At 60.3% G+C, this 23,386-nt stretch carries 25 protein-coding genes; 20 read left to right on the forward strand and 5 right to left on the reverse strand.

Going from position 1 to position 23,386, the window contains the following annotated elements:
• Positions 1–4 precede the first annotated feature (4 nt).
• The 13 genes from ACJ8J5_RS00795 to hisP all read left to right on the forward strand — a co-directional run bounded on the left by ACJ8J5_RS00795 (position 5) and on the right by hisP (position 12,242).
• Positions 5–1,015, forward strand: a complete 1,011-nt coding sequence (locus ACJ8J5_RS00795) for an aspartate-semialdehyde dehydrogenase (protein WP_025303693.1) — start codon at positions 5–7, stop codon at positions 1,013–1,015.
• Complete coding sequence (gene truA / locus ACJ8J5_RS00800) at positions 1,015–1,836, forward strand: tRNA pseudouridine(38-40) synthase TruA (protein ID WP_025303692.1); 822 nt, start codon at positions 1,015–1,017, stop codon at positions 1,834–1,836. Before ACJ8J5_RS00795 ends, truA begins: the two co-directional genes overlap by 1 nt.
• 78 nt (positions 1,837–1,914) lie before the next feature.
• A complete protein-coding gene (locus ACJ8J5_RS00805; protein ID WP_004936130.1) occupies positions 1,915–2,577 on the forward strand; it encodes a DedA family protein in 663 nt (220 codons plus the stop codon).
• Positions 2,578–2,809: 232 nt separating this feature from the next.
• Positions 2,810–3,718, forward strand: a complete 909-nt coding sequence (gene accD / locus ACJ8J5_RS00810) for an acetyl-CoA carboxylase, carboxyltransferase subunit beta (protein WP_025303691.1) — start codon at positions 2,810–2,812, stop codon at positions 3,716–3,718.
• Between the two features lie 191 nt (positions 3,719–3,909).
• Positions 3,910–5,175 (forward strand): bifunctional tetrahydrofolate synthase/dihydrofolate synthase, encoded by a 1,266-nt coding sequence (folC, locus tag ACJ8J5_RS00815; RefSeq protein ID WP_043140120.1) that lies wholly within the window; start codon positions 3,910–3,912, stop codon positions 5,173–5,175.
• Positions 5,176–5,913, forward strand: coding sequence for a cell division protein DedD (gene dedD, locus ACJ8J5_RS00820; RefSeq protein ID WP_049203693.1), 738 nt, complete (start codon positions 5,176–5,178; stop codon positions 5,911–5,913). It begins immediately after the preceding gene.
• A gap of 234 nt (positions 5,914–6,147) precedes the next feature.
• Entirely contained in the window at positions 6,148–6,648 is a 501-nt protein-coding gene (gene cvpA / locus ACJ8J5_RS00825; protein ID WP_004936119.1) for a colicin V production protein, read from the forward strand.
• A gap of 21 nt (positions 6,649–6,669) precedes the next feature.
• Positions 6,670–8,187 (forward strand): amidophosphoribosyltransferase, encoded by a 1,518-nt coding sequence (purF, locus tag ACJ8J5_RS00830; RefSeq protein WP_025303688.1) that lies wholly within the window; start codon positions 6,670–6,672, stop codon positions 8,185–8,187.
• Positions 8,188–8,318: 131 nt separating this feature from the next.
• The gene (locus tag ACJ8J5_RS00835; RefSeq protein WP_019453741.1) at positions 8,319–8,891 is read left to right on the forward strand and encodes a UbiX family flavin prenyltransferase; all 573 of its coding nucleotides are present in this window, start codon (positions 8,319–8,321) and stop codon (positions 8,889–8,891) included.
• Between the two features lie 303 nt (positions 8,892–9,194).
• The gene (hisJ, locus tag ACJ8J5_RS00840; RefSeq protein ID WP_004936109.1) at positions 9,195–9,977 is read left to right on the forward strand and encodes a histidine ABC transporter substrate-binding protein HisJ; all 783 of its coding nucleotides are present in this window, start codon (positions 9,195–9,197) and stop codon (positions 9,975–9,977) included.
• Positions 9,978–10,059: 82 nt separating this feature from the next.
• Positions 10,060–10,746: a histidine ABC transporter permease HisQ gene (locus ACJ8J5_RS00845; protein ID WP_025303686.1), complete on the forward strand. Its 687-nt coding sequence runs from the start codon at positions 10,060–10,062 to the stop codon at positions 10,744–10,746.
• Positions 10,743–11,447, forward strand: coding sequence for an ABC transporter permease (locus ACJ8J5_RS00850; protein ID WP_025303685.1), 705 nt, complete (start codon positions 10,743–10,745; stop codon positions 11,445–11,447). The genes ACJ8J5_RS00845 and ACJ8J5_RS00850 overlap by 4 nt, the downstream gene beginning before the upstream one ends.
• A gap of 21 nt (positions 11,448–11,468) precedes the next feature.
• The gene (hisP, locus tag ACJ8J5_RS00855; protein ID WP_004936098.1) at positions 11,469–12,242 is read left to right on the forward strand and encodes a histidine ABC transporter ATP-binding protein HisP; all 774 of its coding nucleotides are present in this window, start codon (positions 11,469–11,471) and stop codon (positions 12,240–12,242) included.
• A gap of 7 nt (positions 12,243–12,249) precedes the next feature.
• On the opposite strand, the gene ACJ8J5_RS00860 is transcribed toward hisP, so the two are convergent.
• The 3 genes from ACJ8J5_RS00860 to yfcG all read right to left on the reverse strand — a co-directional run bounded on the left by ACJ8J5_RS00860 (position 12,250) and on the right by yfcG (position 14,293).
• Positions 12,250–13,164, reverse strand: a complete 915-nt coding sequence (locus ACJ8J5_RS00860) for a TIGR01777 family oxidoreductase (RefSeq protein ID WP_060433722.1) — start codon at positions 13,162–13,164, stop codon at positions 12,250–12,252.
• A gap of 16 nt (positions 13,165–13,180) precedes the next feature.
• Complete coding sequence (folX, locus tag ACJ8J5_RS00865) at positions 13,181–13,552, reverse strand: dihydroneopterin triphosphate 2'-epimerase (RefSeq protein WP_025303682.1); 372 nt, start codon at positions 13,550–13,552, stop codon at positions 13,181–13,183.
• 111 nt (positions 13,553–13,663) lie between these two features.
• Positions 13,664–14,293: a GSH-dependent disulfide bond oxidoreductase gene (gene yfcG, locus ACJ8J5_RS00870; RefSeq protein WP_043140104.1), complete on the reverse strand. Its 630-nt coding sequence runs from the start codon at positions 14,291–14,293 to the stop codon at positions 13,664–13,666.
• Between the two features lie 233 nt (positions 14,294–14,526).
• Here yfcG and yfcE point away from each other — a divergent pair, with 233 nt between their 5' ends.
• Both yfcE and yfcD read left to right on the forward strand, forming a co-directional pair.
• Positions 14,527–15,078, forward strand: coding sequence for a phosphodiesterase (gene yfcE / locus ACJ8J5_RS00875; protein WP_025303680.1), 552 nt, complete (start codon positions 14,527–14,529; stop codon positions 15,076–15,078).
• Between the two features lie 99 nt (positions 15,079–15,177).
• Positions 15,178–15,723, forward strand: coding sequence for an NUDIX hydrolase YfcD (yfcD, locus tag ACJ8J5_RS00880; RefSeq protein WP_025303679.1), 546 nt, complete (start codon positions 15,178–15,180; stop codon positions 15,721–15,723).
• A gap of 54 nt (positions 15,724–15,777) precedes the next feature.
• On the opposite strand, the gene ACJ8J5_RS00885 is transcribed toward yfcD, so the two are convergent.
• Positions 15,778–16,797, reverse strand: coding sequence for a LacI family DNA-binding transcriptional regulator (locus tag ACJ8J5_RS00885; protein WP_060433720.1), 1,020 nt, complete (start codon positions 16,795–16,797; stop codon positions 15,778–15,780).
• Between the two features lie 310 nt (positions 16,798–17,107).
• Here ACJ8J5_RS00885 and ACJ8J5_RS00890 point away from each other — a divergent pair, with 310 nt between their 5' ends.
• The 5 genes from ACJ8J5_RS00890 (at position 17,108) to ACJ8J5_RS00910 (ending at position 21,145) form a co-directional block, all read left to right on the forward strand.
• Positions 17,108–17,551 (forward strand): PTS sugar transporter subunit IIA, encoded by a 444-nt coding sequence (locus ACJ8J5_RS00890; RefSeq protein WP_025303677.1) that lies wholly within the window; start codon positions 17,108–17,110, stop codon positions 17,549–17,551.
• Between the two features lie 92 nt (positions 17,552–17,643).
• On the forward strand, positions 17,644–17,925 hold the full coding sequence (locus tag ACJ8J5_RS00895) for a PTS sugar transporter subunit IIB (RefSeq protein WP_025303676.1): 282 nt from the start codon (positions 17,644–17,646) through the stop codon (positions 17,923–17,925).
• 23 nt (positions 17,926–17,948) lie between these two features.
• Positions 17,949–19,328 carry a PTS ascorbate transporter subunit IIC gene (locus ACJ8J5_RS00900; protein ID WP_060433718.1) on the forward strand — a complete coding sequence of 460 codons (1,380 nt, stop codon included), beginning with the start codon at positions 17,949–17,951 and terminating at the stop codon, positions 19,326–19,328.
• 13 nt (positions 19,329–19,341) lie between these two features.
• On the forward strand, positions 19,342–20,193 hold the full coding sequence (locus ACJ8J5_RS00905) for a transketolase (RefSeq protein WP_049207319.1): 852 nt from the start codon (positions 19,342–19,344) through the stop codon (positions 20,191–20,193).
• A complete protein-coding gene (locus ACJ8J5_RS00910) occupies positions 20,186–21,145 on the forward strand; it encodes a transketolase family protein (RefSeq protein WP_049207313.1) in 960 nt (319 codons plus the stop codon). The genes ACJ8J5_RS00905 and ACJ8J5_RS00910 overlap by 8 nt, the downstream gene beginning before the upstream one ends.
• 63 nt (positions 21,146–21,208) lie before the next feature.
• Here ACJ8J5_RS00910 and pta read toward each other — a convergent pair whose 3' ends face one another.
• Positions 21,209–23,371, reverse strand: a complete 2,163-nt coding sequence (pta, locus tag ACJ8J5_RS00915) for a phosphate acetyltransferase (protein WP_043140081.1) — start codon at positions 23,369–23,371, stop codon at positions 21,209–21,211.
• Positions 23,372–23,386: the final 15 nt, after the last annotated feature.

Genomic DNA, 23,386 nt, shown 5'->3' on the forward strand with positions numbered 1-23,386 from the left:
CCCGATGTCTGACGGCTGGAATATCGCGCTGCTCGGCGCCACTGGCGCGGTAGGTGAAGCGTTGCTGGAATTGTTGCAGGAACGCCAGTTCCCGGTGGGTGAGCTCTATCCTCTGGCAAGCGAACGCAGCGCGGGCGCCAATGTGCGCTTCAACGGCAAGTCTCTTCTGGTGCAGAACGCCGAAGAGTTCGACTGGTCGCAGGCCCAACTGGCCTTCTTCGTCGCCGGCAGCGACGCTTCCGCTCGCTATGCCGAAGAGGCCGGCAACATGGGCTGCCTGGTGATCGACACCAGCGGTCTGTTCGCCATGGAGCCGGATGTGCCGCTGGTAGTCCCTGGCGTTAACCCGCAGGTGCTGGCGGATTACCGCAACCGCAATATCGTCGCGGTGGCCGACAGCATGGTCAGCCAACTGCTGACGGCGATCAAACCGCTGACCGAACAGGCGGGGCTCTCGCGTCTGCACGTTACCACGCTGATGTCGGTATCCTCGCGCGGCAAGGCCGCGGTGGACGATCTGGCCGGCCAGAGCGCGCGCCTGCTGAACGGCATTCCTGCCGAGGAAGGCGTCTTCGCTAAACAGCTGGCGTTTAACCTGCTGCCGCTCGTTGCCGACGAGCAGGGCAGCGTGCGCGAAGAGCGTCTGATCGTCGATCAGGTGCGCAAGGTGCTGCAGGACGAAGGGTTGCCGATTTCGGTGAGCTGCGTTCAGTCGCCGGTGTTTTACGGCCATGCGCAGGTGGTGCACCTGGAAGCGCTGCGCCCGCTGTCCGCCGAAGAGGCGCGCAGCGAGCTCGAAGAAGTCGAGGACATTCAGCTGAGCGAAGAGGACGATTACCCGACTCAGGTGACCGAAGCCTCCGGCAGCGATGCGCTCAGCATCGGTTGCCTGCGTAACGATTACGGCATTCCCGAGCTGCTGCAGTTCTGGACGGTGGCGGACAACGTGCGCTTCGGCGGCGCGTTAATGGCGATCGAAACCGCCGAGCGTCTGGTGCAGGAGCAGATGTACTGATGTCAGAGGTGGTCTCGCCCGCTCAGCCGACGCTGAAGGTAGCGCTGGGCATCGAATATGACGGCAGCCGGTACTACGGCTGGCAGCGGCAGCAAGAAGTGGCCAGCGTGCAGGAGCGCCTTGAGCAGGCGTTGAGCAAGGTGGCGGATGCGCCGATCAACGTGCTGTGCGCCGGGCGCACCGACGCCGGGGTGCACGCCACCGGGCAGGTGGTGCATTTCGAAACCACCGCGCGCCGCAAGGACGCCGCCTGGACGATGGGCGTGAACACCCATTTGCCGCCGGACATCGCGGTGCGCTGGGTGAGCCCCGTCGCCGACGATTTTCACGCGCGTTTCAGCGCTACCGCGCGCCGTTACCGCTATATTATTTTCAACCATCGCTACCGGCCGGCGGTGTTGCAACAGGGGGTGACGCACTTTTATCACCCGCTGGATGCCGATCGCATGCACCGGGCGGCGCAGGCGCTGCTGGGCGAGAATGACTTCACCTCGTTCCGCGCGGTGCAGTGTCAGTCGCGCACCCCGTGGCGCTGCGTAAAACACGTTAAGGTTACGCGCTACGGCGAATATATTGTGGTAGATATCAAGGCGAATGCCTTTGTGCATCACATGGTTCGCAATATCGTCGGCAGCCTGATGGAGATCGGCTGCGGCAATCAGGATGAGAACTGGATGGCCGAGTTGCTGGCGCTGAAGGATCGCAATCTGGCGGCGGCGACGGCGCGAGCCGAGGGGCTGTATTTGGTTGCCGTGGACTATCCCGATCATTTTGGTCTACCGCGGCCGCCGATGGGGCCGCTGTTTTTGCCCGACGATTAAACGCCGGCACGCCTGAAAGCGTCGCTCCCTTGTGCTTCTGCCGGGTGATTGAAACACCCGGTATCAATGAGAGAATTTATGGACATCATCAAGTTTATTATTGATTTCATTTTGCATATTGATGTGCACCTGGCCGAGCTGGTCGCACAATACGGCATGTGGGTCTACGCTATTCTGTTCCTGATCTTGTTTTGCGAAACCGGCCTGGTGGTGACGCCGTTCCTGCCGGGGGATTCTTTGCTGTTTGTCGCCGGCGCGCTGGCGGCGTTGCCGACCAACGATCTCAACGTGCACACCATGGTGGCGTTGATGGCCGTAGCGGCGATCATTGGCGATGCGGTGAACTACACTATCGGGCGGTTGTTCGGCGAGAAGCTGTTCAGCAACCCGAACTCGAAAATTTTCCGCCGTAGCTACCTGGACAAGACGCATCAGTTCTATGAGAAGCACGGTGGGAAAACGATTATTCTGGCGCGATTCGTGCCGATCGTGCGTACTTTTGCGCCGTTCGTCGCCGGCATGGGGCATATGTCCTATCGCCACTTCGCCGCCTACAACGTGATTGGTGCACTGGTTTGGGTGCTGCTCTTCACTTATGCTGGCTACCTGTTCGGCGATCTGCCGGTGGTGCAGGAGAACCTGAAACTGTTGATCGTCGGGATCATCATCGTTTCGATTCTGCCGGGCGTGATTGAAATTTGGCGTCACAAGCGCGCGGCCGCCCGCCAGCAAAAACAGTAAAAACATCGCTTAACCTGTCGGTTCGACCAGTTTTTTGTCCACAGCGCCGGGCCGATATGGTTTAATGAGCGACATTATGGTCTGTTCCTGCGAACAACCCTGAAGCCGATGCCTCAGTCGCCGCGCTTGCCGCGCCGCGAACGGGCATTTTTTCATTGGGGTGTTTTCAGGGGGATTGTTAAAGCATGAACAGCGGACTGGCGTGTGCCAGGTTCAAACAGAAAGGTCATCGATGAGCTGGATTGAACGAATTCTTAACAAGAGCAATATCACACAAACCCGTAAGGCGAGCATTCCTGAAGGGGTCTGGACCAAATGCGACAGCTGCGGCCAGGTTCTCTACCGCGCCGAGCTGGAGCGTAATCTGGAAGTGTGTCCGAAGTGCGACCACCACATGCGTATGGGCGCGCGCGCGCGTCTGCATACCCTGCTGGACGAAGGCAGTGAAGTGGAGCTGGGCAGCGATCTGGAGCCGAAGGACGTTCTGAAATTCAAGGATTCCAAGCGCTATAAAGATCGTCTGGTCGCCGCACAGAAAGCGACCGGCGAGAAAGATGCGCTGGTGGTGATGAAGGGCACGCTGTACGGTATGCCGATCGTCGCCGCATCCTTCGAATTCGCTTTCATCGGCGGCTCAATGTCTTCCGTGGTCGGCGCGCGTTTCGTGCGTGCGGTTGAGCAGGCGCTGGAGGACAACTGTCCACTAGTGTGCTTCTCCGCCAGCGGCGGCGCGCGCATGCAGGAAGCGCTGATGTCGCTGATGCAGATGGCGAAAACCAGCGCGGCGTTGGCTAAGATGCAGGAGCGCGGCTTGCCGTACATCTCCGTGCTGACCGACCCGACCATGGGCGGCGTCTCCGCCAGCCTGGCGATGCTGGGCGACATCAATATCGCCGAGCCGAAAGCGCTGATCGGCTTTGCCGGCCCGCGCGTCATCGAGCAGACCGTGCGCGAGAAACTGCCGCCTGGCTTCCAGCGCAGCGAGTTCCTGATCGAAAAAGGCGCGATCGACATGATTGTTCGCCGTCCGGAGATGCGCCAAACGTTGGCGAGCATTCTGTCCAAGCTGACCAACCAACCGCAGCCGCATTTCGATGAGGCCGCGCCGGTCATTGAGCCGGAGCCGCAGGCCGACGCCTGAGGCAAAGACAGATCCCGCCCGGGTTCAGCCGCCACTTTGTGGCTAAGTGACGGCTGATGCCCATTCCCTGCCGGCCGTGGCCTATCGCGCCATGGTTTGCGGGTTGGCGGCGGTTACGAAGCGCATCGCCTTTACCGCGGTGAGGGTGGTGCCCTGATGGATTAATGAACCCAAGTTCAGTGACGGGACTCATGCAAAACCACCAAATTCCCCAAGCCACGTCGCCATTGAGCTCGTGGCTTTACTATCTGGAACGTCTGCACAGCCAGGCGATCGAACTCGGTCTTGAGCGCGTACAGCGCGTCGCGGCGCATCTGGATTTACTGACCCCCGCTCCTACGGTGTTCACCGTTGCCGGCACCAACGGCAAAGGCACGACCTGTCGTACCCTCGAAGCCATTCTGCTGGCCGCCGGCCTGCGCGTCGGCGTCTACAGTTCGCCGCATCTGGTGCGCTATACCGAACGCGTGCGCATTCAGGGGGAAGAGCTGAGCGAAGCAGAGCATAGCCGCTCGTTCGCCGCCATTGAAGCCGGCCGCGGCGAAACGTCGCTGACCTATTTCGAATTCGGCACCCTGTCGGCGCTGCAGCTGTTCAAACAGGCGCGGCTCGACGTGGTGATCCTGGAAGTGGGCCTGGGCGGGCGTCTCGACGCCACCAATATCGTCGATCCGAGCGTGGCGGTGATCACCAGCATTGCGCTCGATCATACCGACTGGCTGGGCAACGATCGCGAAAGCATCGGCCGTGAAAAGGCCGGTATTTTCCGCAGCGGCAAGCCGGCGGTGGTGGGCGAACCCGACATGCCGGACAGCATTCGCCAGGTCGCCGAAACGCTGGGCGCACCGCTGTATCGCCGCGGTGAAGCCTGGAGCTTCAGCGAGCAGGGCGATCGCTGGCAGTGGCAGGGCGGCGACACGCAGCTGACCGATCTGCCGACGCCGAACGTACCGCTGGCCAACGCCGCTACCGCGCTGGCGGCGCTGAACTGTTCCCCGCTGGAAATCGACGAACGCGCGATCTTCACCGGGCTGCAGCAGGCGACGCTGCCGGGGCGTTTCCAGATCGTGCGGCGGGAGCCGATGCTGATCCTCGACGTGGCACACAACCCGCACGCCGCCGGCTATCTGGCCGGGCGTCTGGCCAAGCTGCCGCGCGACGGCGGCAAGGTGCGCGCGGTGGTGGGCATGCTGTCCGACAAGGATATCGCCGGCACGCTGGCCTGCCTCAGCGAGCAGGTGGATGAATGGTACTGCGCACCGCTCGACGGGCCGCGCGGTGCCAGCGTCGAACAGCTGGCGCAGCATCTGACGGAACCGCGCCGCTTTAATGATGTCGAAACTGCCTGGCGGCAGGCTATGCAGGATGCTGATAAACAGGATATTGTGATCGTCTGTGGATCGTTCCACACCGTGGCGCAGGTGATGGCGGCGTTAGACGAGATGCGGGGAGTGTGAGTGGCGAGTAAATTTCAGAACCGACTGGTTGGAACCGTGATTCTGGTGGCGCTGGGGGTAATCATCCTGCCAGGGTTGCTGGACGGCAAAAAGAAGCATTACGAGGATGAGTTCGCGGCCATTCCATTGGTGCCGAAGGCGGGCGACGTCGAAGAGAACGACGTGCTGCCGCCGGTGACGCAGCCGTTGCCGGCGCAGCCGCCGGAAGGGGCGGGCGCGCTGGTCGAGCAGCAGGCGGCCAACGAAGCGGCGGCGCAACAGGCGGTGCGGCAGAGCGCTCAGCAACCGACGCAGGTGGCGCCGCCGCCGGTCGAGACGCGTCCTCAGCCGGTGCAGCAGCCTAAGCCGAAGCCGGTGGAAACCAAACCGGTGGAAGTGAAACCAAAACCGGTACCGCAGCCGAAGCCGGTGGAGGTGAAACCGGTGCCGAAGCCGGAACCGACGCCGAAACCAGAACCGACGCCGCAGCCAAAACCGGCGGAAGAAAAAGCGCCGTCCGGGCAAGCCTATGTCGTGCAGCTCGGGGCGCTGAAGAACGCCGCCAAGGCGAACGAGATTGTCGCTTCGCTGCGTCTCTCGGGCTATCGCGCCTTTACCGTGCCGTCAACGCCGGTGCAAGGGCAGATCACCCGCATCTACGTTGGCCCGGACGCTTCCAAGCAGAAGCTGCAGGCGGCGCTGCCGTCGCTGAACTCGATCAGCGGGCTGAGCGGGCAGGTGAAGCCGTACGGCCGTTAAACCCCGCGGGGGCGCAGCAGGATGCGCCCCTGAATTCAGGAGTGGTGGAGAGAAAGCGAGAGAAACCGCGCCTTTTACAGGCGAAATCACCTATGTAGGCGCGGCGATTGGGAATTTTTTAATCGCCGCTTTTTATTTGTAACGTGGTAGGAAATCCCCTACGCAAACGTTTTCTTTTTCTGTTAGAATTCGCCGCGAATTGGATGCAGGGGCGATTCATCATTGGAATAGTTCATGGTCTGGATTGATTACGTCATTATAGCGGTGATTGGATTTTCGGCTCTGGTGAGCCTGATCCGAGGGTTTGTTCGCGAAGCATTGTCACTTGTGACATGGGGATGTGCGTTTTTTGTTGCCAGCCATTTCTACTCTTACCTTGCGGTCTATTTCACTCGTTTTGAAGATGAACTGGTGCGAAACGGCATCGCGATCGCGATTTTGTTCATCGCGACCCTGATCGTAGGGGCTATTGTTAACTATGTGATTAGCTCACTGGTAGAGAAAACCGGGTTGTCGGGCACCGACCGGGTGCTGGGCATCTGCTTCGGCGCACTGCGCGGCGTGTTGATTGTCGCGGCGATCCTGTTCTTCCTGGATACCTTTACCGGCTTTTCACAAAGTGCCGACTGGAAACAGTCGCAGCTGATCCCCCAGTTCAGTTACGTCATCAGGTGGTTCTTTGACTACCTGCAGAGCACGTCGAGTTTCTTGCCGACCCAATTGCCGGGGCGGTAGCGCTGATGAGGAAAAGACAACATGTGCGGTATTGTCGGTATCGCCGGTTTCATGCCGGTAAACCAGTCGATTTATGATGCGCTGACGGTGCTTCAGCACCGTGGCCAGGATGCCGCAGGCATCGTCACCATTGACGCCCACAACGGGTTCCGTTTGCGTAAAGCCAACGGCCTGGTGAAGGATGTGTTTGAGGCGCGCCATATGCAACGCTTGCAGGGCAACATGGGCATTGGCCATGTGCGTTACCCGACGGCCGGCAGCTCGAGCGCCTCTGAGGCCCAGCCTTTCTACGTCAACTCGCCGTTCGGCATTACGCTGGCCCACAACGGCAACCTGACCAACGCCCATGAGCTGCGCCAAAAGCTGTTCGAAAGCGGCCGCCGCCATGTCAACACCACCTCCGACTCGGAAATCCTGCTGAACGTGCTGGCCAGCGAGCTGGATCGCTTCCCGCACTATCCGCTGGAAGCCGACAACATCTTTACCGCGGTCGCCGCTATGCATCAGCAACTGCGCGGCGCTTACGCCTGCGTGGCGATGATCATCGGCCATGGCCTGCTGGCGTTCCGCGATCCCAACGGCATTCGTCCGCTGGTGATCGGTAAGCGCACGCTGGAGGATGGCCGCAGCGAGTACATGGTGGCTTCCGAGAGCGTGGCGCTGGATACCCTGGGCTTTGAGTTCCTGCGCGACGTGGCGCCGGGCGAAGCGGTGTACATCACCACCAAGGGCCAGCTGTTCACCCGCCAGTGCGCAGAGAACCCGAAAACCAACCCGTGCCTGTTCGAATATGTTTATTTTGCGCGCCCAGACTCCTTTATGGACAAGATCTCGGTCTACAGCGCCCGCGTGCGCATGGGCCAGAAGCTGGGTGAGAAGATCGCCCGTGAGTGGGAAGATCTGGATATCGACGTGGTGATCCCGATTCCTGAAACTTCCTGCGATATCGCGCTGGAGATCGCGCGTATTCTCGAGAAGCCCTACCGCCAGGGCTTCGTGAAAAACCGCTACGTTGGCCGCACCTTTATCATGCCGGGCCAGCAGGCGCGTCGCCAGTCGGTACGCCGCAAGCTGAACGCCAACCGTGCCGAGTTCCGCGACAAGAACGTGCTGCTGGTGGATGACTCCATCGTGCGCGGCACGACCTCTGAGCAAATCGTCGAGATGGCGCGCGAAGCGGGCGCCAAGCGCGTGTATCTGGCTTCCGCCGCGCCGGAAGTGCGTTTCCCTAACGTCTACGGCATCGACATGCCGAGCGCCAACGAACTGATCGCCCACGGGCGTGAAGTGGATGAAATCCGTCAGATTATCGGCGCCGACGGGCTGATCTTCCAGGACCTCGACGATCTGATCGAAGCGGTGCGCGAAGAGAACCCGGACATCATCCAGTTCGAATGCTCGGTCTTCAATGGTATCTACGTGACCAAAGACGTCGACCAAAGCTATCTGGAATACCTGGAGTCGCTGCGCAGCGACGATGCCAAGGCGATGCGGGTGCAAACCGAAGCGGAAAATCTGGAACTGCACAACGAAGGCTAACGGTCTGCGTTGATCCCTCAAGGTGCATCGCCGCGTCTGCGGCGGTGCACCTTGTTCCTCTGACTTGCTTATCCCTCGCCATTGCGGCAAAGTCTGCCTGATCTTACTTTTTACGGCAGAGGCCATTCTTCATGAAACGACTCATCATCGGCATTTCCGGCGCCAGCGGCGCGATCTACGGCGTGCGCCTGTTACAGGTTTTGCGCGACGTCGCAGAGGTGGAAACCCATCTGGTGATGAGTAATGCTGCAAGACAGACGCTGGCGCTGGAAACGCCGTACAGCCTACGGGAAGTGCAGGCGCTGGCCGACGTGGTGCACGATGCGCGCGACATCGCCGCCGGCATCTCCTCGGGCTCTTTCAAAACCCTGGGTATGGCGATCCTGCCATGCTCAATCAAAACCCTGTCCGGCATCGTCAACAGCTACAGCGACGGGCTGCTGACCCGCGCCGCCGACGTGGTGCTCAAAGAGCGCCGCCGTTTGGTCTTGTGCGTGCGGGAAACGCCGTTGCATCTTGGCCATTTACGGCTGATGACGCAGGCGGCGGAGATGGGCGCGGTGATCATGCCGCCGGTGCCGGCGTTTTACCACCAGCCGAAAAGCGTGGAAGACATCATCGATCAAACCGTCAATCGGGTGATCGACCAGTTTGATATCGAATTGCCGACCGATCTGTTCACCCGCTGGCAGGGTGCTAATTAACATTTTTATCCCTAAATTGGTACATTTGTGCAACACCGCACTGAATTGGGGCGGAGTATGCACCATAATGATCCCACTTCATCACGCTCACTGTTTCATGGTGCCGCCTTATTGCGGTTGCCAGTGGCGCGGCCCCAACCGGCCGATTTAATTTTGCGGTTATCGTCCCAGGAAACAGTATTGTGAAGGCCGGAGCCGTTCCCTCCGCCCGTAGCACCTAATGTGGCACGATTACTGCAAATTGATTTGGTGGGGAAAGTAATGCCCGTAGTGGCATCAAAAAAATCAATTTGAGGGTAATTTATGAAAAAGCGGGTTTTGATTTTGCCGTTAGTTCTGGCTTTGAGCGCCGCCAGCAGCGCCTTTGCCGCCATTCCTTCCACGCTGAAGATTGGCACCGATCCGACTTACGCACCGTTTGAATCCAAAAACGCCAAAGGCGAATTGGTTGGCTTTGACATTGATTTGGCCAAAGAGCTGTGCAAACGCATCAATACCCAATGCACCTTCGTGGAGAGCGACTTCGACGCGCTGATCCCCTCCCTCAAGGCGAAGAAAATCGACGCCATCATCTCTTCGCTGTCCATCACTGAAAAACGCCAGCAGGAAATCGCCTTTACCGACAAGCTGTATGCCGCCAACGCGCGTCTGATCGCGCCGAAAGGGTCCAAGCTGTTGCCTACCGTGGACGCTCTGAAAGGCAAGAGCGTGGGCGTGCTGCAGGGTACCACCCAGGAAGCCTACGCCAACGCCATGTGGCAGCCGAAGGGCATCACCGTCGTGCCTTACCAGAACCAGGATCTGGTTTACGCCGATCTGGCTTCCGGCCGTATTGACGCCGCCTTCCAGGATGAAGTGGCGGGCAGCGACGGCTTCCTGAAACAGCCGCCGGGCAAAGACTATGCGTTCGCCGGCGAATCGGTGAAGGATGACAAGTTCTTCGGCGTCGGCACCGGCATGGGGCTGCGCAAGACCGATACCGAGCTGAAAGCGGCGCTGGACAAAGCCTTCGCCGAGATGCGCAAAGACGGCACCTACGACAAATACGCGAAAAAGTACTTCGACTTTGACGTCTACGGCGGGTAATCCGCTTACCGTTCCATGCTGTGACTGCGGGGCCGGCGTGCCGGCCCCGATGGTTCGGATCCTAGACCACAGGGTGAAGTAGATGCTGCAAGGCTATTCCCAACTGATTTTCGAGGGGGCTCTGGTGACGTTGGAGCTGGCCCTCAGTTCCGTGTTGCTGGCGGTGGTGATCGGCCTGATCGGCGCCGGTGGCAAACTGTCTCATAACCCCTTTATCTCCGGTCTGTTCGGCGCCTATACCACGCTGATCCGCGGCGTGCCCGATCTGGTGCTGATGCTGCTGATCTTTTACGGCCTGCAAATCGCGCTGAACAACATCACCACGCTGCTCGGCTTCTCGCAGATCGATATCGATCCGCTCGGCGCCGGTATCATTACCCTCGGCTTTATCTACGGTGCTTACTTCACTGAGACCTTCCGCGGCGCCTATCTGGCGGTGCCGAAAGGGCAGATCGAAGCGGCGACGGCCTACGGCTTCAGCGGCGCGCAGATCTTTCGGCGCATTCTGTTCCCGGCGATGATGCGTTTCGCTTTGCCGGGCATCGGCAACAACTGGCAGGTGATCCTGAAGGCGACGGCGCTGGTGTCGATCCTCGGCCTGAACGACGTGGTGAAAGCCACGCAGCTGGCGGGGAAAGGCACCTATCAGCCGTTCTTCTTCGCCATCGTGGCCGGCGTGGTGTACCTGATCTTCACTACCGTTTCCAACGGCGTGCTGCTGTGGCTTGAACGGCGTTACTCACTGGGCGTCAAGAGGGCCGAGCTATGATCGAGATTTTGCAACAGTATTGGCAGTCGCTGCTGTGGAGCGACGGCTACCGTTTCACCGGCGTGGCAGTCACGCTGTGGCTGCTGATCGCCTCGGTGGTGATGGGCGGGCTGCTGGCGATCCCGATGGCGGTGGCGCGCGTCTCTTCCCTTCGCTGGGTGCGTTTCCCGGTGTGGCTTTACACCTATGTGTTTCGCGGTACGCCGCTGTACGTGCAGCTGCTGGTGTTCTACTCCGGCATGTACAGCCTCGAGATCGTGCGCGGCACCGAGTTTCTTAATGCGTTTTTCCGCAGCGGGCTTAACTGCACCATCCTGGCGCTGACGCTCAACACCTGCGCCTATACCACCGAGATCTTCGCCGGGGCGATCCGCGCGGTGCCGCACGGTGAAATCGAGGCCGCCAACGCCTACGGTTTCTCGCGCTTCAAGATGTATCGCTGCATCATTTTGCCTTCGGCACTGCGCACCGCGTTGCCGGCTTACAGCAACGAAGTGATCCTGATGCTGCACTCCACCGCGCTGGCGTTTACCGCCACCGTGCCGGATCTGCTGAAGATCGCGCGCGACATCAACGCCGCGACCTACCAGCCGTTCTACGCTTTCGGCATCGCGGCGGTGCTGTACCTGATCATCTCCTACGTGTTAATCAGCCTGTTCCGCAAAGCTGAAAAACGCTGGATGGCACACGTTAGTCACTGATAAATGACGGGAAGAAAAACCATGTCTGAGAATAAATTAGCCGTCACGGAACTGCACAAACGCTATGGCGACCACGAAGTGCTGAAAGGCGTCTCGCTGGCGGCCAACGCCGGGGATGTGATCAGCATCATCGGCTCCTCTGGCTCCGGCAAAAGCACCTTTCTGCGCTGCATCAACTTCCTCGAGAAGCCGAGCGAAGGCTCGATCAGCCTGAACAACGAAGATATTCGCATGGTGCGCGACAAGGACGGCCAGCTGAAAGTGTTCGACAAGAAGCAGCTGCAGCTGCTGCGCACCCGCCTGACCATGGTGTTCCAGCACTTTAACCTGTGGAGCCATATGACGGTGCTGGAGAACGTGATGGAGGCGCCGGTGCAGGTGCTGGGGCTGAGCAAGGCCGACGCGCATGAGCGCGCGGTGCGTTACCTGGATAAAGTGGGCATCGACGAGCGGGCGCGCGGCAAGTACCCGGTGCACCTGTCGGGTGGCCAGCAGCAGCGCGTCTCCATTGCTCGCGCATTGGCGATGGAGCCGGAGGTGCTGCTGTTTGACGAACCGACGTCGGCGCTGGATCCCGAGCTGGTGGGCGAGGTGCTGCGCATCATGCAGAAGCTGGCGGAGGAGGGAAAAACCATGGTGGTGGTGACGCACGAAATGGAATTTGCGCGCCACGTTTCCAACCACGTGATCTTCCTGCACAAAGGGTTGATCGAAGAGCAGGGGCCGCCGGCCGAGCTGTTCGGCAACCCCAAAAGCCCGCGCCTGCAGCAGTTCCTGTCCGGCGCGTTGAAGTAACCTCAGATCAGCGGGCTTCGGCCCGCTGATTAATCACGTCATCCAATGCCTGTTCCAATTCCAGATAGCGGAAGTGGAAGCCGGCCTCTTCCAGGCGCTTCGGCACCGCCCGCTGCCCGCCGAGCACCAGCACCGCCGCTTCCCCCATCAACAGCCGCATGGCGAACGCCGGCACCCGCAGAAACGCCGGGCGATCGAGCACGTTGGCCAATTGGGCGGCGAACTGCTCGTTGTGCACCGGGTAGGGCGCGACCATGTTAAACGGGCCGCTCAGCGTGGCGTGATCCAGTAGATAAATAATGCCGTTGACCATGTCGTCGAGATGGATCCACGGCAGATATTGGCGACCGTCGCCGATCGGGCCGCCCAGCCCGAAGCGGAACGGCGGCAGCATTTTGGCCAGCGCGCCGCCCTGTGGCGCCAGCACCACGCCGGTGCGCAGCAGGCAGACGCGGGTGGCATCGCTTTGCGCCTGCAGCGCCAGCGTTTCCCAGCGTTGGCACAGCTGGTGGGTGAATTCGTCGTGCGGTGGCTCCTCTTCGGTCACCACCGCCTGCCCCTGATCGCCGTAGTAGCCGACGGCGGAACCGGAAATCAACACGCCGGGCGGCGTGCTGCCGTCCTTGATAAGCTGCGCCAATCGTTCGGTCAGATCCCAACGGCTGCGGCACAGGCGCTCTTTCTGCTGTGCGCTCCAGCGCTTGTCGGCGATAGGTTCGCCGGCCAGGTTGATCACCGCGTCGAATTCATCCAGCGACTGCCGGTCGTCCAGCGTTTGCCAATAGCTCGGCCGATCGCCCAGCCGGGCTCGGGCTCGCCGCTCGTCTCGGGTCAACACCGTAATGTGGTGAGAAAGCGCCAGCAGCCTGGCCGTCAGACTGCTGCCTATCAATCCCGTTGCGCCGGTGATCAGGATCCGCATGGTCGACCTCCCTGAGTTAGTCCCGGCGGTAGCTCATGGTCATGGAAACCGAATCGGCGTAGCGCAGGGCCAGAAGTTTATCTATCTCCACTTCAGCATAGGTTACCCAGGCGTGTTCTTTTACGATGTCGAGCACATCCTGCGTTAATTTTTCCAGCAACGCGAAACGGTTATCTTCCACATGGCGGATGATCGCTTTGGTGATGGTGCGGTAGTTGAGTGCATCGGCGATGTCTTCGCTGTTGCGCGCTTTGTCCGCCGGGTAGTGGATCACCACGTTGATCAGGACGTCCTGTCGGTTGTTGATTTCCTCTTCCTTGATACCGATGAACGTGCGCAGCCGCAGATTTTTAATGCGAATAACGGCGTCGGGTTGACTGAAAGACATCAGAGATTCTCCATAGGTCTGATTATTAGCGTTCAGAATACACGGAAAGTAAGGAAAAGATAACGAGGGGACGATGTGACTCCCCGGCCGACGGGGAGTCGGGGAAGGCGCTTAGCCTTGTTCGGCCAGTTTGTAGGCGCGCTCGGTCGCCGGGCGGTTGCTGATGCGCTCGAACCAGTTGCGCACCGCTGGGTAATCTGCCAGATCGATGCGTTGACGCGGATGCGATACGACCCACGGATAGGTGGCGATATCGGCGATGCTGTAGTTGTCGCCGCCCAGGTACGGGTGTTTTTGCAGTTCAGCTTCCAGCACGCCGTACAGCCGCTTGGTCTCCAGATGGTAACGCTCGATGGCGTAAGGCACCGGCTGCGGCGCGTAGTGATTAAAGTGGTGATTCTGCCCGAGCATCGGCCCGAACCCGGCCACCTGCCAGAACAACCACTGTAGGGTCGCGGCGCGTTCGCGCAGGCCGGTGCTCAGCAGCTTGCCGGTCTTCTCCGCCAGATACAGCAGGATTTCCCCGGATTCGAACAGGCTGATTGGCGCGCCGCCGTCCACCGGTTGCTGATCGACGATCGCCGGGATTTTGTTGTTGGGAGAAATGCTCAGAAAGTCCGGTTTGAACTGGTCGCCGGCGCTGATGTTTACGCGATGGATACGGTAGGGTAAGCCGACCTCTTCCAAAAACAAGGTGATCTTGTGACCATTGGGAGTAGGCGCGTAATACAGGTCAATCATGTTGCCTCCTGCGGTAAGGTGATCTGTAATTCATTACACGTTGCTGCGGTCTTCGCCGCGCACAAAGGTATATCAGAGATCCAACAATAGCAGCTAAGGATAGCAGGCTATGTGGGATTCGTCCGATGCTATCTGCGCAGTTGGATCACAATTCTCCACCGGGGCGGGCGGCGGTTTGCCGTACGGCGCCGGCGCGGTAAAATGGCGCTTATTTCCCTCTATAGGACAAGGTTATGAAGCTGATGTTCGCCTCGGATATCCACGGATCGCTGCCGGCCACCGAACGCGTGCTGGAATTATTCGCACAACACGGCGCCGACTGGCTGATTCTTCTGGGTGATTTGCTGAATCACGGCCCGCGCAACGCGCTGCCGGCCGGCTATCAGCCCGCTCAGGTTGCCGAACGATTGAATCGCTATAGCGACAAGATCATCGCCGTTCGCGGCAATTGTGACAGCGAGGTCGATCAGATGCTGCTGACGTTTCCTATCGAGGCGCCGTGGCAACAGGTTCTACTGCAAAAAAGACGATTGTTTTTGACCCACGGTCACCTTTATCATCCTTCGGCACTGCCGCCGTTATCCCGCGGTGACGTCCTGGCCTACGGCCATACGCATCTGCCGCAGGCGGAGCGGCAGGGTGAGATCTATTGCTTCAATCCGGGCTCGGTCAGCATCCCGAAAGGGGGCTTCCCGGCTAGCTACGGCATGTTGGATCGGGGCACTTTGCGCGTGCTGACGCTCGACGACGGCAAGGTCGTCGCGGAGGTGGCGTTAACACGCTAAACGCACTAATTTATACACACACAATAAAAATCTTTGAAAAACACTCATTGATTAACCAGCGCGCGGGATGCATCGCGCCAAAATAGAAGGTTTTAGAGGATGGCGGAACAGGGTCAGGCTGCAGATACCGAATGGGTTGATATCGTCGACGAGCAAAACGAGGTGATTGCGCAATCCAGTCGTCAACAGATGCGGGCGGAGCGGCTGCGTCATCGTGCGACCTATATTGTGGTGCATGATGGGATGGGAAAAATTCTGGTGCAGCGTCGCACCGAGATTAAAGACTTCTACCCGGGCTGGTTGGACGCGACGGCGGGTGGCGTAGTGCAAAGCGGTGAAAACGTGCTGGATTCGGCGCGCCGCGAGGCGGAAGAAGAGCTGGGCATCGCCGGCGTGCCTTTCGCCGAGCACGGTCTGTTCTACTTCGAAGAAGATCAGTGCCGGGTGTGGGGCGCGCTGTTCAGCTGCGTGTCGCACGGCCCGTTCGCGCTGCAGGAAGAGGAAGTGGCCGAGGTGTGCTGGCTGACGCCGGAAGAGATCACCGCTCGCTGCGACGAGTTTACCCCGGATTCGCTGAAGGCGCTGTCGCTGTGGCTGACGCGCAACAACGAACAGGATTACGGTAAGCCACTCGACAACCACTGAGGCGCCAACGCGTGAGAAAGCCGGTCATCGACCGGCTTTTTTTACGGTTCGGATTCAGCAGCTGTCGCGGCGGCACAGCGTGGCGGGCAGGGAGCCTGCCTGCTGCCAGGGCTGCTCGTTCAGCCGTGCCAGCAGCGCCTGGCCGGCCTGAATGCCGATATCGCGATGCGGAATGGTCATGGTGGTCAGCGGCGGCTGGCACACCCGGCCGAACTCGCTGTTGCCGAACCCCACCACCGCCAGATTGTCCGGCACCCTGATGCGCCGCCGCTGGCATTCGTATAGTGCGCCGCCGGCCAGTTCGTCCGAGGCGCACACCAGCGCGTCCAGTTCCGGCCAGGCCAGCAAGAATTCCGGCAGCTGCTGCGCACCGGTGCTGAAGCTGGCGGGCTGCGCGGCGTTGATCACCCGATGCGGCGACATATGGTTGCGCAGCAGCGCCTTGTGCCAGCCCTGCAGGTGCTGCTGGAAAATCCACTGTTCCTGATTGGCGCACAGCAGCCCGATATTCTGATAGCCGCTGGCGATCACCGTTTGCGTCAGCTGATACATGGCCGCCACATAGTCGATGCCGATGCTTATATCGATCGGATCGGCGCGCACGGCGCCGATCTCCACCACCGGAATGTTGGCGGCGATCAACGCGTTGCGGGCGTTTTGCGAATGCTCGACGCTGAGCAGCACCGCCGCCGCGAGGTTGTAAGAGAGCAGCGTCTCCAGCAGCTTTTCTTCGCGCTCCAGGTGGTGCTGCGACTCCGCCAGCATGATGTGATAGCCGGCCGGCTGCAGCACTTTCTGCAGGCCGGCGAACATCTCGGCGCAGCCAGATTCGGACAGGCTGGGCACCACCATGGCGATGGTGTAGGACGAGGCCGACGCCAGCGAACTGGCGGCCAGATTGGGCAGGTAGCCCAGTTCGCTCACCGCGGCTTCAATCTTCTCGCGCAGTTTGTCTGAAACCTGCTCCGGCGTGCGCAGCGCGCGCGACACCGTCATGGTGCCGACGCCCGCCAGCTGCGCTACGTCAGCCAACGTCACCCTGCCTGTACTGCGTCGTTTTTTACCGATCGACATGCCTAATCCCAACTGAAATGCGCGAGCGGCGCATAAAAATGGTGAGGGTGGGAAGCCGACGGCGCGGCTTCGACGATCCCCGTATGCGGCACATTCTACCCCGTTACCCGAAAGAGCGAGAAAAAATTGTGGTTAACGCCATGCCGCCACGCGGTGTTTTGATAGCGCTATCACAGATCCGCATGATAGCGCTTTGGTAGCGCTATCTTTGTGATATCCATCACTGTGTCGTCGAGAGGGGTTGATTAAAGTTTTACCGTCGTCGGTGAATTAATCACCGGCCGAAACCATCAACGTTTGGGAGGGTAATGTGCTGAAAGAGTGGCTGACCGCCGATCATATACAGCTGTGCGAACGGGTGGAGGACTGGCGCCAGGCGGTCACGCTGAGCGCGCAGCCGCTGCTGCAAGGCGGCGTGATTACGCCGAATTACCTGACGGCTATCTTTCATCAGCAGGAGAAGCTCGGCCCTTACTTCGTCCTGGCGCCGGGCATCGCGATGCCGCACGCCAGGCCGGAGGAGGGCGCCAATGCGCTGGGGCTGTCGCTGTTGAAGATCCACCAGGGCGTGAACTTCCATTCCGCGGATAACGATCCGGTTCAGGTGGTGGTGATGCTTTCGGCGCCCGACGGCAACAGCCACATTGAAATGATTTCGCAATTGGCGGAATTATTTTCAGATAACTCGGCGATGGAGGCGTTATTTCACGCCACAGATAAACGGCAAATTGAGGATATTATCGCCCGCTATTAACGTTTAATCACCAGGAACACGATTAATGCTAACAACGCCGGGAATATGACCGGCGGCGCTACCCTACACGCTAAATTCAACAGGTGGATATTATGAAAATCATGGCGATTTGCGGTTCCGGTCTCGGCAGCAGTTTTATGGTGGAAATGAACATTAAAAAAGTGCTGAAAAAGATGGGGGTGGAGGCCGAGGTCGAACACTCCGATCTGTCGTCTGCTACCCCCGGCGCTGCTGACGTGTTCGTGATGGCGAAAGACATCGCCGACAGCGCCAGCGTACCGGCCGAGCAGCTGGTAGTGATCAGCAACATCATCGACATCAATGAGCTGGAAGCCAAGCTGCGCGCTTACTTCGAAGCCCACTCAATCATCTAAATAAAACGATTGGCGAGGTGGATATGTTTATCCAGGAAACGCTTAAGTTTGTGGTGGATATATTAAAGGTGCCTTCGGTGCTGGTCGGGCTTATTGCGCTGATCGGTTTGCTGGCGCAAAAGAAATCGTTTTCCGACGTGGTGAAAGGCACGGTAAAAACTATTCTCGGCTTTATCGTTTTGGGCGGCGGTGCCACGGTATTGGTCGGATCGCTCAATCCGCTAGGCGGCATGTTCGAACATGCGTTCAATATTCAGGGCATCATCCCGAACAATGAAGCGATCGTCTCCATCGCGCTGGAGAAATACGGCGCCTCCACCGCGTTGATCATGGCGTTCGGCATGGTGGCGAACATCGTGGTGGCACGGTTCACCCGGCTGAAATACATCTTCCTGACCGGCCACCACACCTTCTACATGGCCTGCATGATCGGCATCATCCTGACGGTGGCGGGCTTCGAGGGCGTGCAGTTGGTGTTTACCGGTGCGCTGACCCTGGGGCTGGTGATGGGGTTCTTCCCGGCGATCGCCCAGCGCTATATGCGCCGCATTACCGGCAACGACGATATCGCTTTCGGCCACTTCGGCACCCTGGGCTATGTGTTGTCCGGCTGGATCGGCTCGAAGGTGGGCAAAAACTCGCGCTCGACCGAGGAGATGAACCTGCCGAAAAACCTCAGTTTCTTGCGTGACAGTTCCATTTCGATCTCGATGACCATGATTGTCATCTACCTGATCCTGGCGATCTGCGCCGGGCGGGCCTATGTGGAAAGCGAGCTCAGCGGCGGCCAGAACTACCTGGTGTATTCGATTATCCAGGCCATCACCTTCGCCGCCGGGGTATTCATCATTCTGCAAGGCGTGCGCTTGATTCTGGCGGAGATCGTGCCGGCGTTCACCGGTTTCTCGGAAAAGCTGGTGCCTAACGCGCGGCCGGCGCTGGATTGCCCGGTGGTCTACCCCTATGCCCCCAACGCGGTGCTGATCGGCTTCCTGTTCAGCTTCCTTGGCGGGTTGGCCGGGCTGTTCCTGCTGGGGCAGCTGAAAATGGTGCTGATCCTGCCCGGCGTGGTGCCGCATTTCTTCACCGGCGCTACCGCCGGGGTGTTCGGCAACGCCACCGGCGGGCGGCGCGGCGCGATGCTGGGCGCCTTCGCCAACGGGCTGCTGATCACCTTCCTGCCGGTGCTGCTGTTGCCGGTGCTGGGGGCGCTTGGCTTTGCCAACACCACCTTCTCCGACGCCGACTTCGGCGTGATCGGCATCCTGCTGGGCAACATGGCGCGCTTTATGTCGAAGGAGATGATCATGCTGGCGATCGTCGCCGTGTTCGCGCTGCTGGTGGCGCATAACTTCCTGGGAAAACGCAAAGGCGCGCCGGCCGCTGACCGCGTCGAGAAATAACGAGGGCAGACTGATGAACGACACAACGAGCGAAACGGAAATTGAAGAGCTGCAGACCCTGGCGCGCGCGATCCGCCTGGAAACATTGAAGGCGTTGACCGGGCTGGGCTTCGGCCACTACGGTGGCTGCATGTCGGTGGTGGAGACGCTGGCGGTGCTGTACGGCAGCGTGATGCGTATCGATCCGGCGGATCCGGACTGGCCGGAGCGCGATGACTTCGTGCTGTCGAAGGGGCACGCCGGCCCGGCGCTGTACAGCACGCTGGCGATCAAGGGCTACTTCCCGCTGGCGGAGCTGAAGACCCTCAACCAGAACGGCACGCGTCTGCCTAGCCACCCGGACCGATTGCGCACGCGCGGCGTGGACGCCACCACCGGTTCACTGGGGCAGGGCGTGTCGATCGCCGCCGGCATGGCGTTATCCCATCGGCTGGCGGGGCGTCGTAACCGGGTGTTCAGCATCCTCGGCGACGGTGAGCTGAACGAAGGGCAGTGCTGGGAGGCGTTCCAGTTTATCGCCCACCACAACCTGAACAACCTGACGCTGTTCATCGATTACAACAAGCAACAGCTAGACGGTGCGCTGGACGAGGTGATCCAACCGTTCGATCTGGCCGCCAAGTTCCGCGCTTTCGGCTTTGAGGTGCAGACCATCAAGGGCGACGACATCGCGGCGCTGCTGGCGGCGGTGGCGCCGGCGCGCGGCGGTGAACAGCGGCCGCTGGCGATCGTGCTCGACAGCATCAAGGGACAGGGGGTGACCTATCTGGAAAACCTGTCGAACTCACACCACCTGCGCCTGACGCCGGACGTGCAGCTGGAAATCGAAAAAGCCATCGCCGAACTGGAGGCCGCCCATGTTTAACGTAGTGACCCAGTTGGAAAACGACGCCGTCGAAATGCGCAAAGTCTATGCCGGCGCGGTGCGTCGGCAGATAGAAGCGGGCGCACCGATCATCGCGCTGGAGGCCGATTTGATGAGCTCGATGGCGATGGACGGCGTGCACAAGGATCACCCGCAGCACGTGATTAACTGCGGCATCATGGAGGCCAACGTGATCGGCGTCGCCGCCGGGCTGTCGCTCACCGGCAGGGTGCCGTTCGTGCATACCTTTACCGCCTTCGCCAGCCGCCGCTGTTTCGATCAGCTGTTCATGTCGCTGGATTATCAGCGCAACAACGTCAAGGTGATCGCCTCCGACGCCGGGGTGAGCGCCTGCCACAACGGCGGCACCCACATGTCGTTCGAGGACATGGGCATCGTGCGCGGGCTGGCGCACTCGGTGGTGCTGGAAGTGACCGACGCTACCATGTTCGCCGACATTCTGCGCCAGCTGATGGATCTACGCGGCTTCTACTGGGTGCGCACCATCCGCAAGCAGGCGACGCGCATTTACCAGGAAGGCTCGCGCTTTACCATCGGCAAGGGCAACCTGCTGCGCGACGGCGACGACATTACGCTGATTGCCAATGGCATCATGGTGGCGGAGGCGCTGAAGGCGGCGCAGATGCTGGCGCAGCAGGGCGTCAGCGCGGCAGTGATCGATATGTTCACCCTCAAGCCTATCGACCGTGAACTGATCAAAACCTACGCGGCCAAGACCGGACGCATCGTCACCTGTGAAAACCACAGCATTCATAACGGGTTGGGATCCGCAGTGGCGGAGGTGCTGGCAGAGGAATGCCCGACGCCGATGCGGCGCGTGGGGGTGAAGGAGCGTTACGGCCAGGTGGGCACCCAGGCGTTTTTACAGCAGGAGTATGGCCTGACCGCCGAGCATATTCTGGAGGCTGCCGGGCAGTTGCTGGCGCGTTAGGGAACGCAAAAGAAAAGCGCCGGTCAATGACCGGCGCTTTTTTATCGCTCAACCTGAAGAATATCAGGCCTTGGCGGCGGCAGCGTCAGCCTGGGAAGACTGGATCGCCGTCAGCGCAACGGTGTAGACGATATCGTCAACCAGTGCGCCGCGCGACAGGTCGTTCACCGGCTTACGCATGCCTTGCAGCATAGGGCCGATGGAAACCAGGTCAGCGGAACGCTGTACCGCTTTGTAGGTGGTGTTGCCGGTGTTCAAATCCGGGAAGATGAACACGGTCGCCTGGCCGGCTACCGGTGAGTTCGGCGCCTTGGACTTGGCAACGTCGGCCATGATGGCGGCGTCGTACTGCAGCGGGCCGTCGATGATCAGATCCGGGCGTTTTTCCTGCGCCAGACGGGTCGCTTCGCGCACTTTCTCGACGTCGCTGCCCGCACCGGAGTTACCGGTGGAGTAGGAGATCATCGCTACGCGCGGCTCGATGCCGAAGGCCGCGGCGGAATCCGCAGACTGGATGGCGATTTCAGACAGCTGCTCGGCGGTCGGATCCGGGTTGATCGCGCAGTCGCCGTAGACCAGTACCTGGTCAGGCAACAGCATGAAGAATACGGAGGACACCAGCGAGCTGCCCGGTGCGGTTTTGATCAGCTGCAACGGCGGACGGATGGTGTTGGCGGTGGTGTGAACCGCGCCGGAGACCAGACCGTCGACTTCGCCTTGTTCCAACATCAGGGTGCCGAGCACCACGTTGTCTTCCAGCTGCTCGCGCGCGACCACTTCGGTCATGCCCTTGCTCTTGCGCAGCTCAACCAGACGCGGCACGTAGTTTTCACGTACGGCGACCGGATCGACGATTTCGATGCCTTTGCCCAGCTCAACGCCCTGCGCTGCCGCTACGCGCTGGATCTCGTCCGGGTTGCCGAGCAGCACGCATTCCGCGATGCCGCGTTCGGCACAGATGGCCGCCGCTTTTACGGTACGCGGCTCGTCGCCTTCCGGCAGCACGATGCGCTTGCCGGCTTTACGCGCCAGCTCGGTCAGTTCGTAACGGAACGCCGGTGGAGACAGGCGGCGTGAACGCTCAGAGGTGGCGGTCAGCGAGTCGATCCACTCGGTGTTGATGTGGCTGGCCACGTAGTTCTGCACTTTCTCGATGCGCTGGTGGTCGTCCGCCGGCACTTCGAGGTTGAAGCTCTGCAGGCTCAGCGAGGTTTGCCAGGTGTTGGTGTCAACCATGAACACCGGCAGGCCGGTTTGGAAGGCGCGTTCGCACAGCTTCTTGATCGGCTCGTCGATGGCGTAGCCGCCGGTCAGCAGGATGGCGCCGATTTCCACGCCGTTCATCGCCGCCAGGCAGGCGGAGACCAGCACGTCAGGACGGTCTGCGGAGGTCACCAGCAGAGAGCCTGGGCGGAAGTGTTCCAGCATGTGCGGGATGCTGCGCGCACAGAAGGTCACGGACTTCACGCGGCGGGTCATGATGTCGCCTTCGTTGACCACGCGGGCCTTCAGGTGGCGAGCCATGTCGATGGCGCGGGTGGCGATCAGATCGAAGCTCCACGGCACGCAGCCCAGAACCGGCAGCGGGCTGTTGGCGAACAGCTGCGCAGGATCGACGTGGGCGATGCTGGCTTTGGTGGAGTCGTCGAAGATTTCGGACAGGTCAGGACGGGTACGGCCCTGATCGTCGACCGGTGCGTTCAGCTTGTTGATGATAACGCCGGTGATGTTTTTGTTCTTGCTGCCGCCGAAGCTGGTGCGCGCCAGTTCGATGCGCTCTTTCAGCTGCGCCGGGGAGTCGTTGCCCAGCGCCAGCACGAAGACGATCTCGGCGTTCAGGGTTTTGGCGATCTCGTAGTTCAGCGCGTTGGCGAACTGGTGTTTGCGAGTCGGCACCAGGCCTTCGATCAGCACCACTTCCGCGTCTTTGGTGTTCTCGTGGTAACGCGCCACGATCTCTTCCATCAGCACGTCTTGCTGGTTGGAGCTCAGCAGGCCCTCAACGTAGTCCATGCGCAGCGGTTCGGCCGCCGTAATGGTGGAGTTGCTGCTGCGGATGATGGTGGTGGTCTGGTCGAGCGCGTTGTCGCCGGTGCGCGGTTGAGCGATAGGCTTGAACACGCTCAGACGAACGCCTTTTTGCTCCATGGAGCGGATGACACCCAGGCTGACGCTGGTCAGGCCGACGCTGGTGCCGGTGGGGATCAACATAATAGTACGTGACACAGAATAGTCCTCTTC

The organism is Serratia sp. CY43202 (assembly GCF_052168755.1).
Classification (GTDB): domain Bacteria; phylum Pseudomonadota; class Gammaproteobacteria; order Enterobacterales; family Enterobacteriaceae; genus Serratia; species Serratia bockelmannii.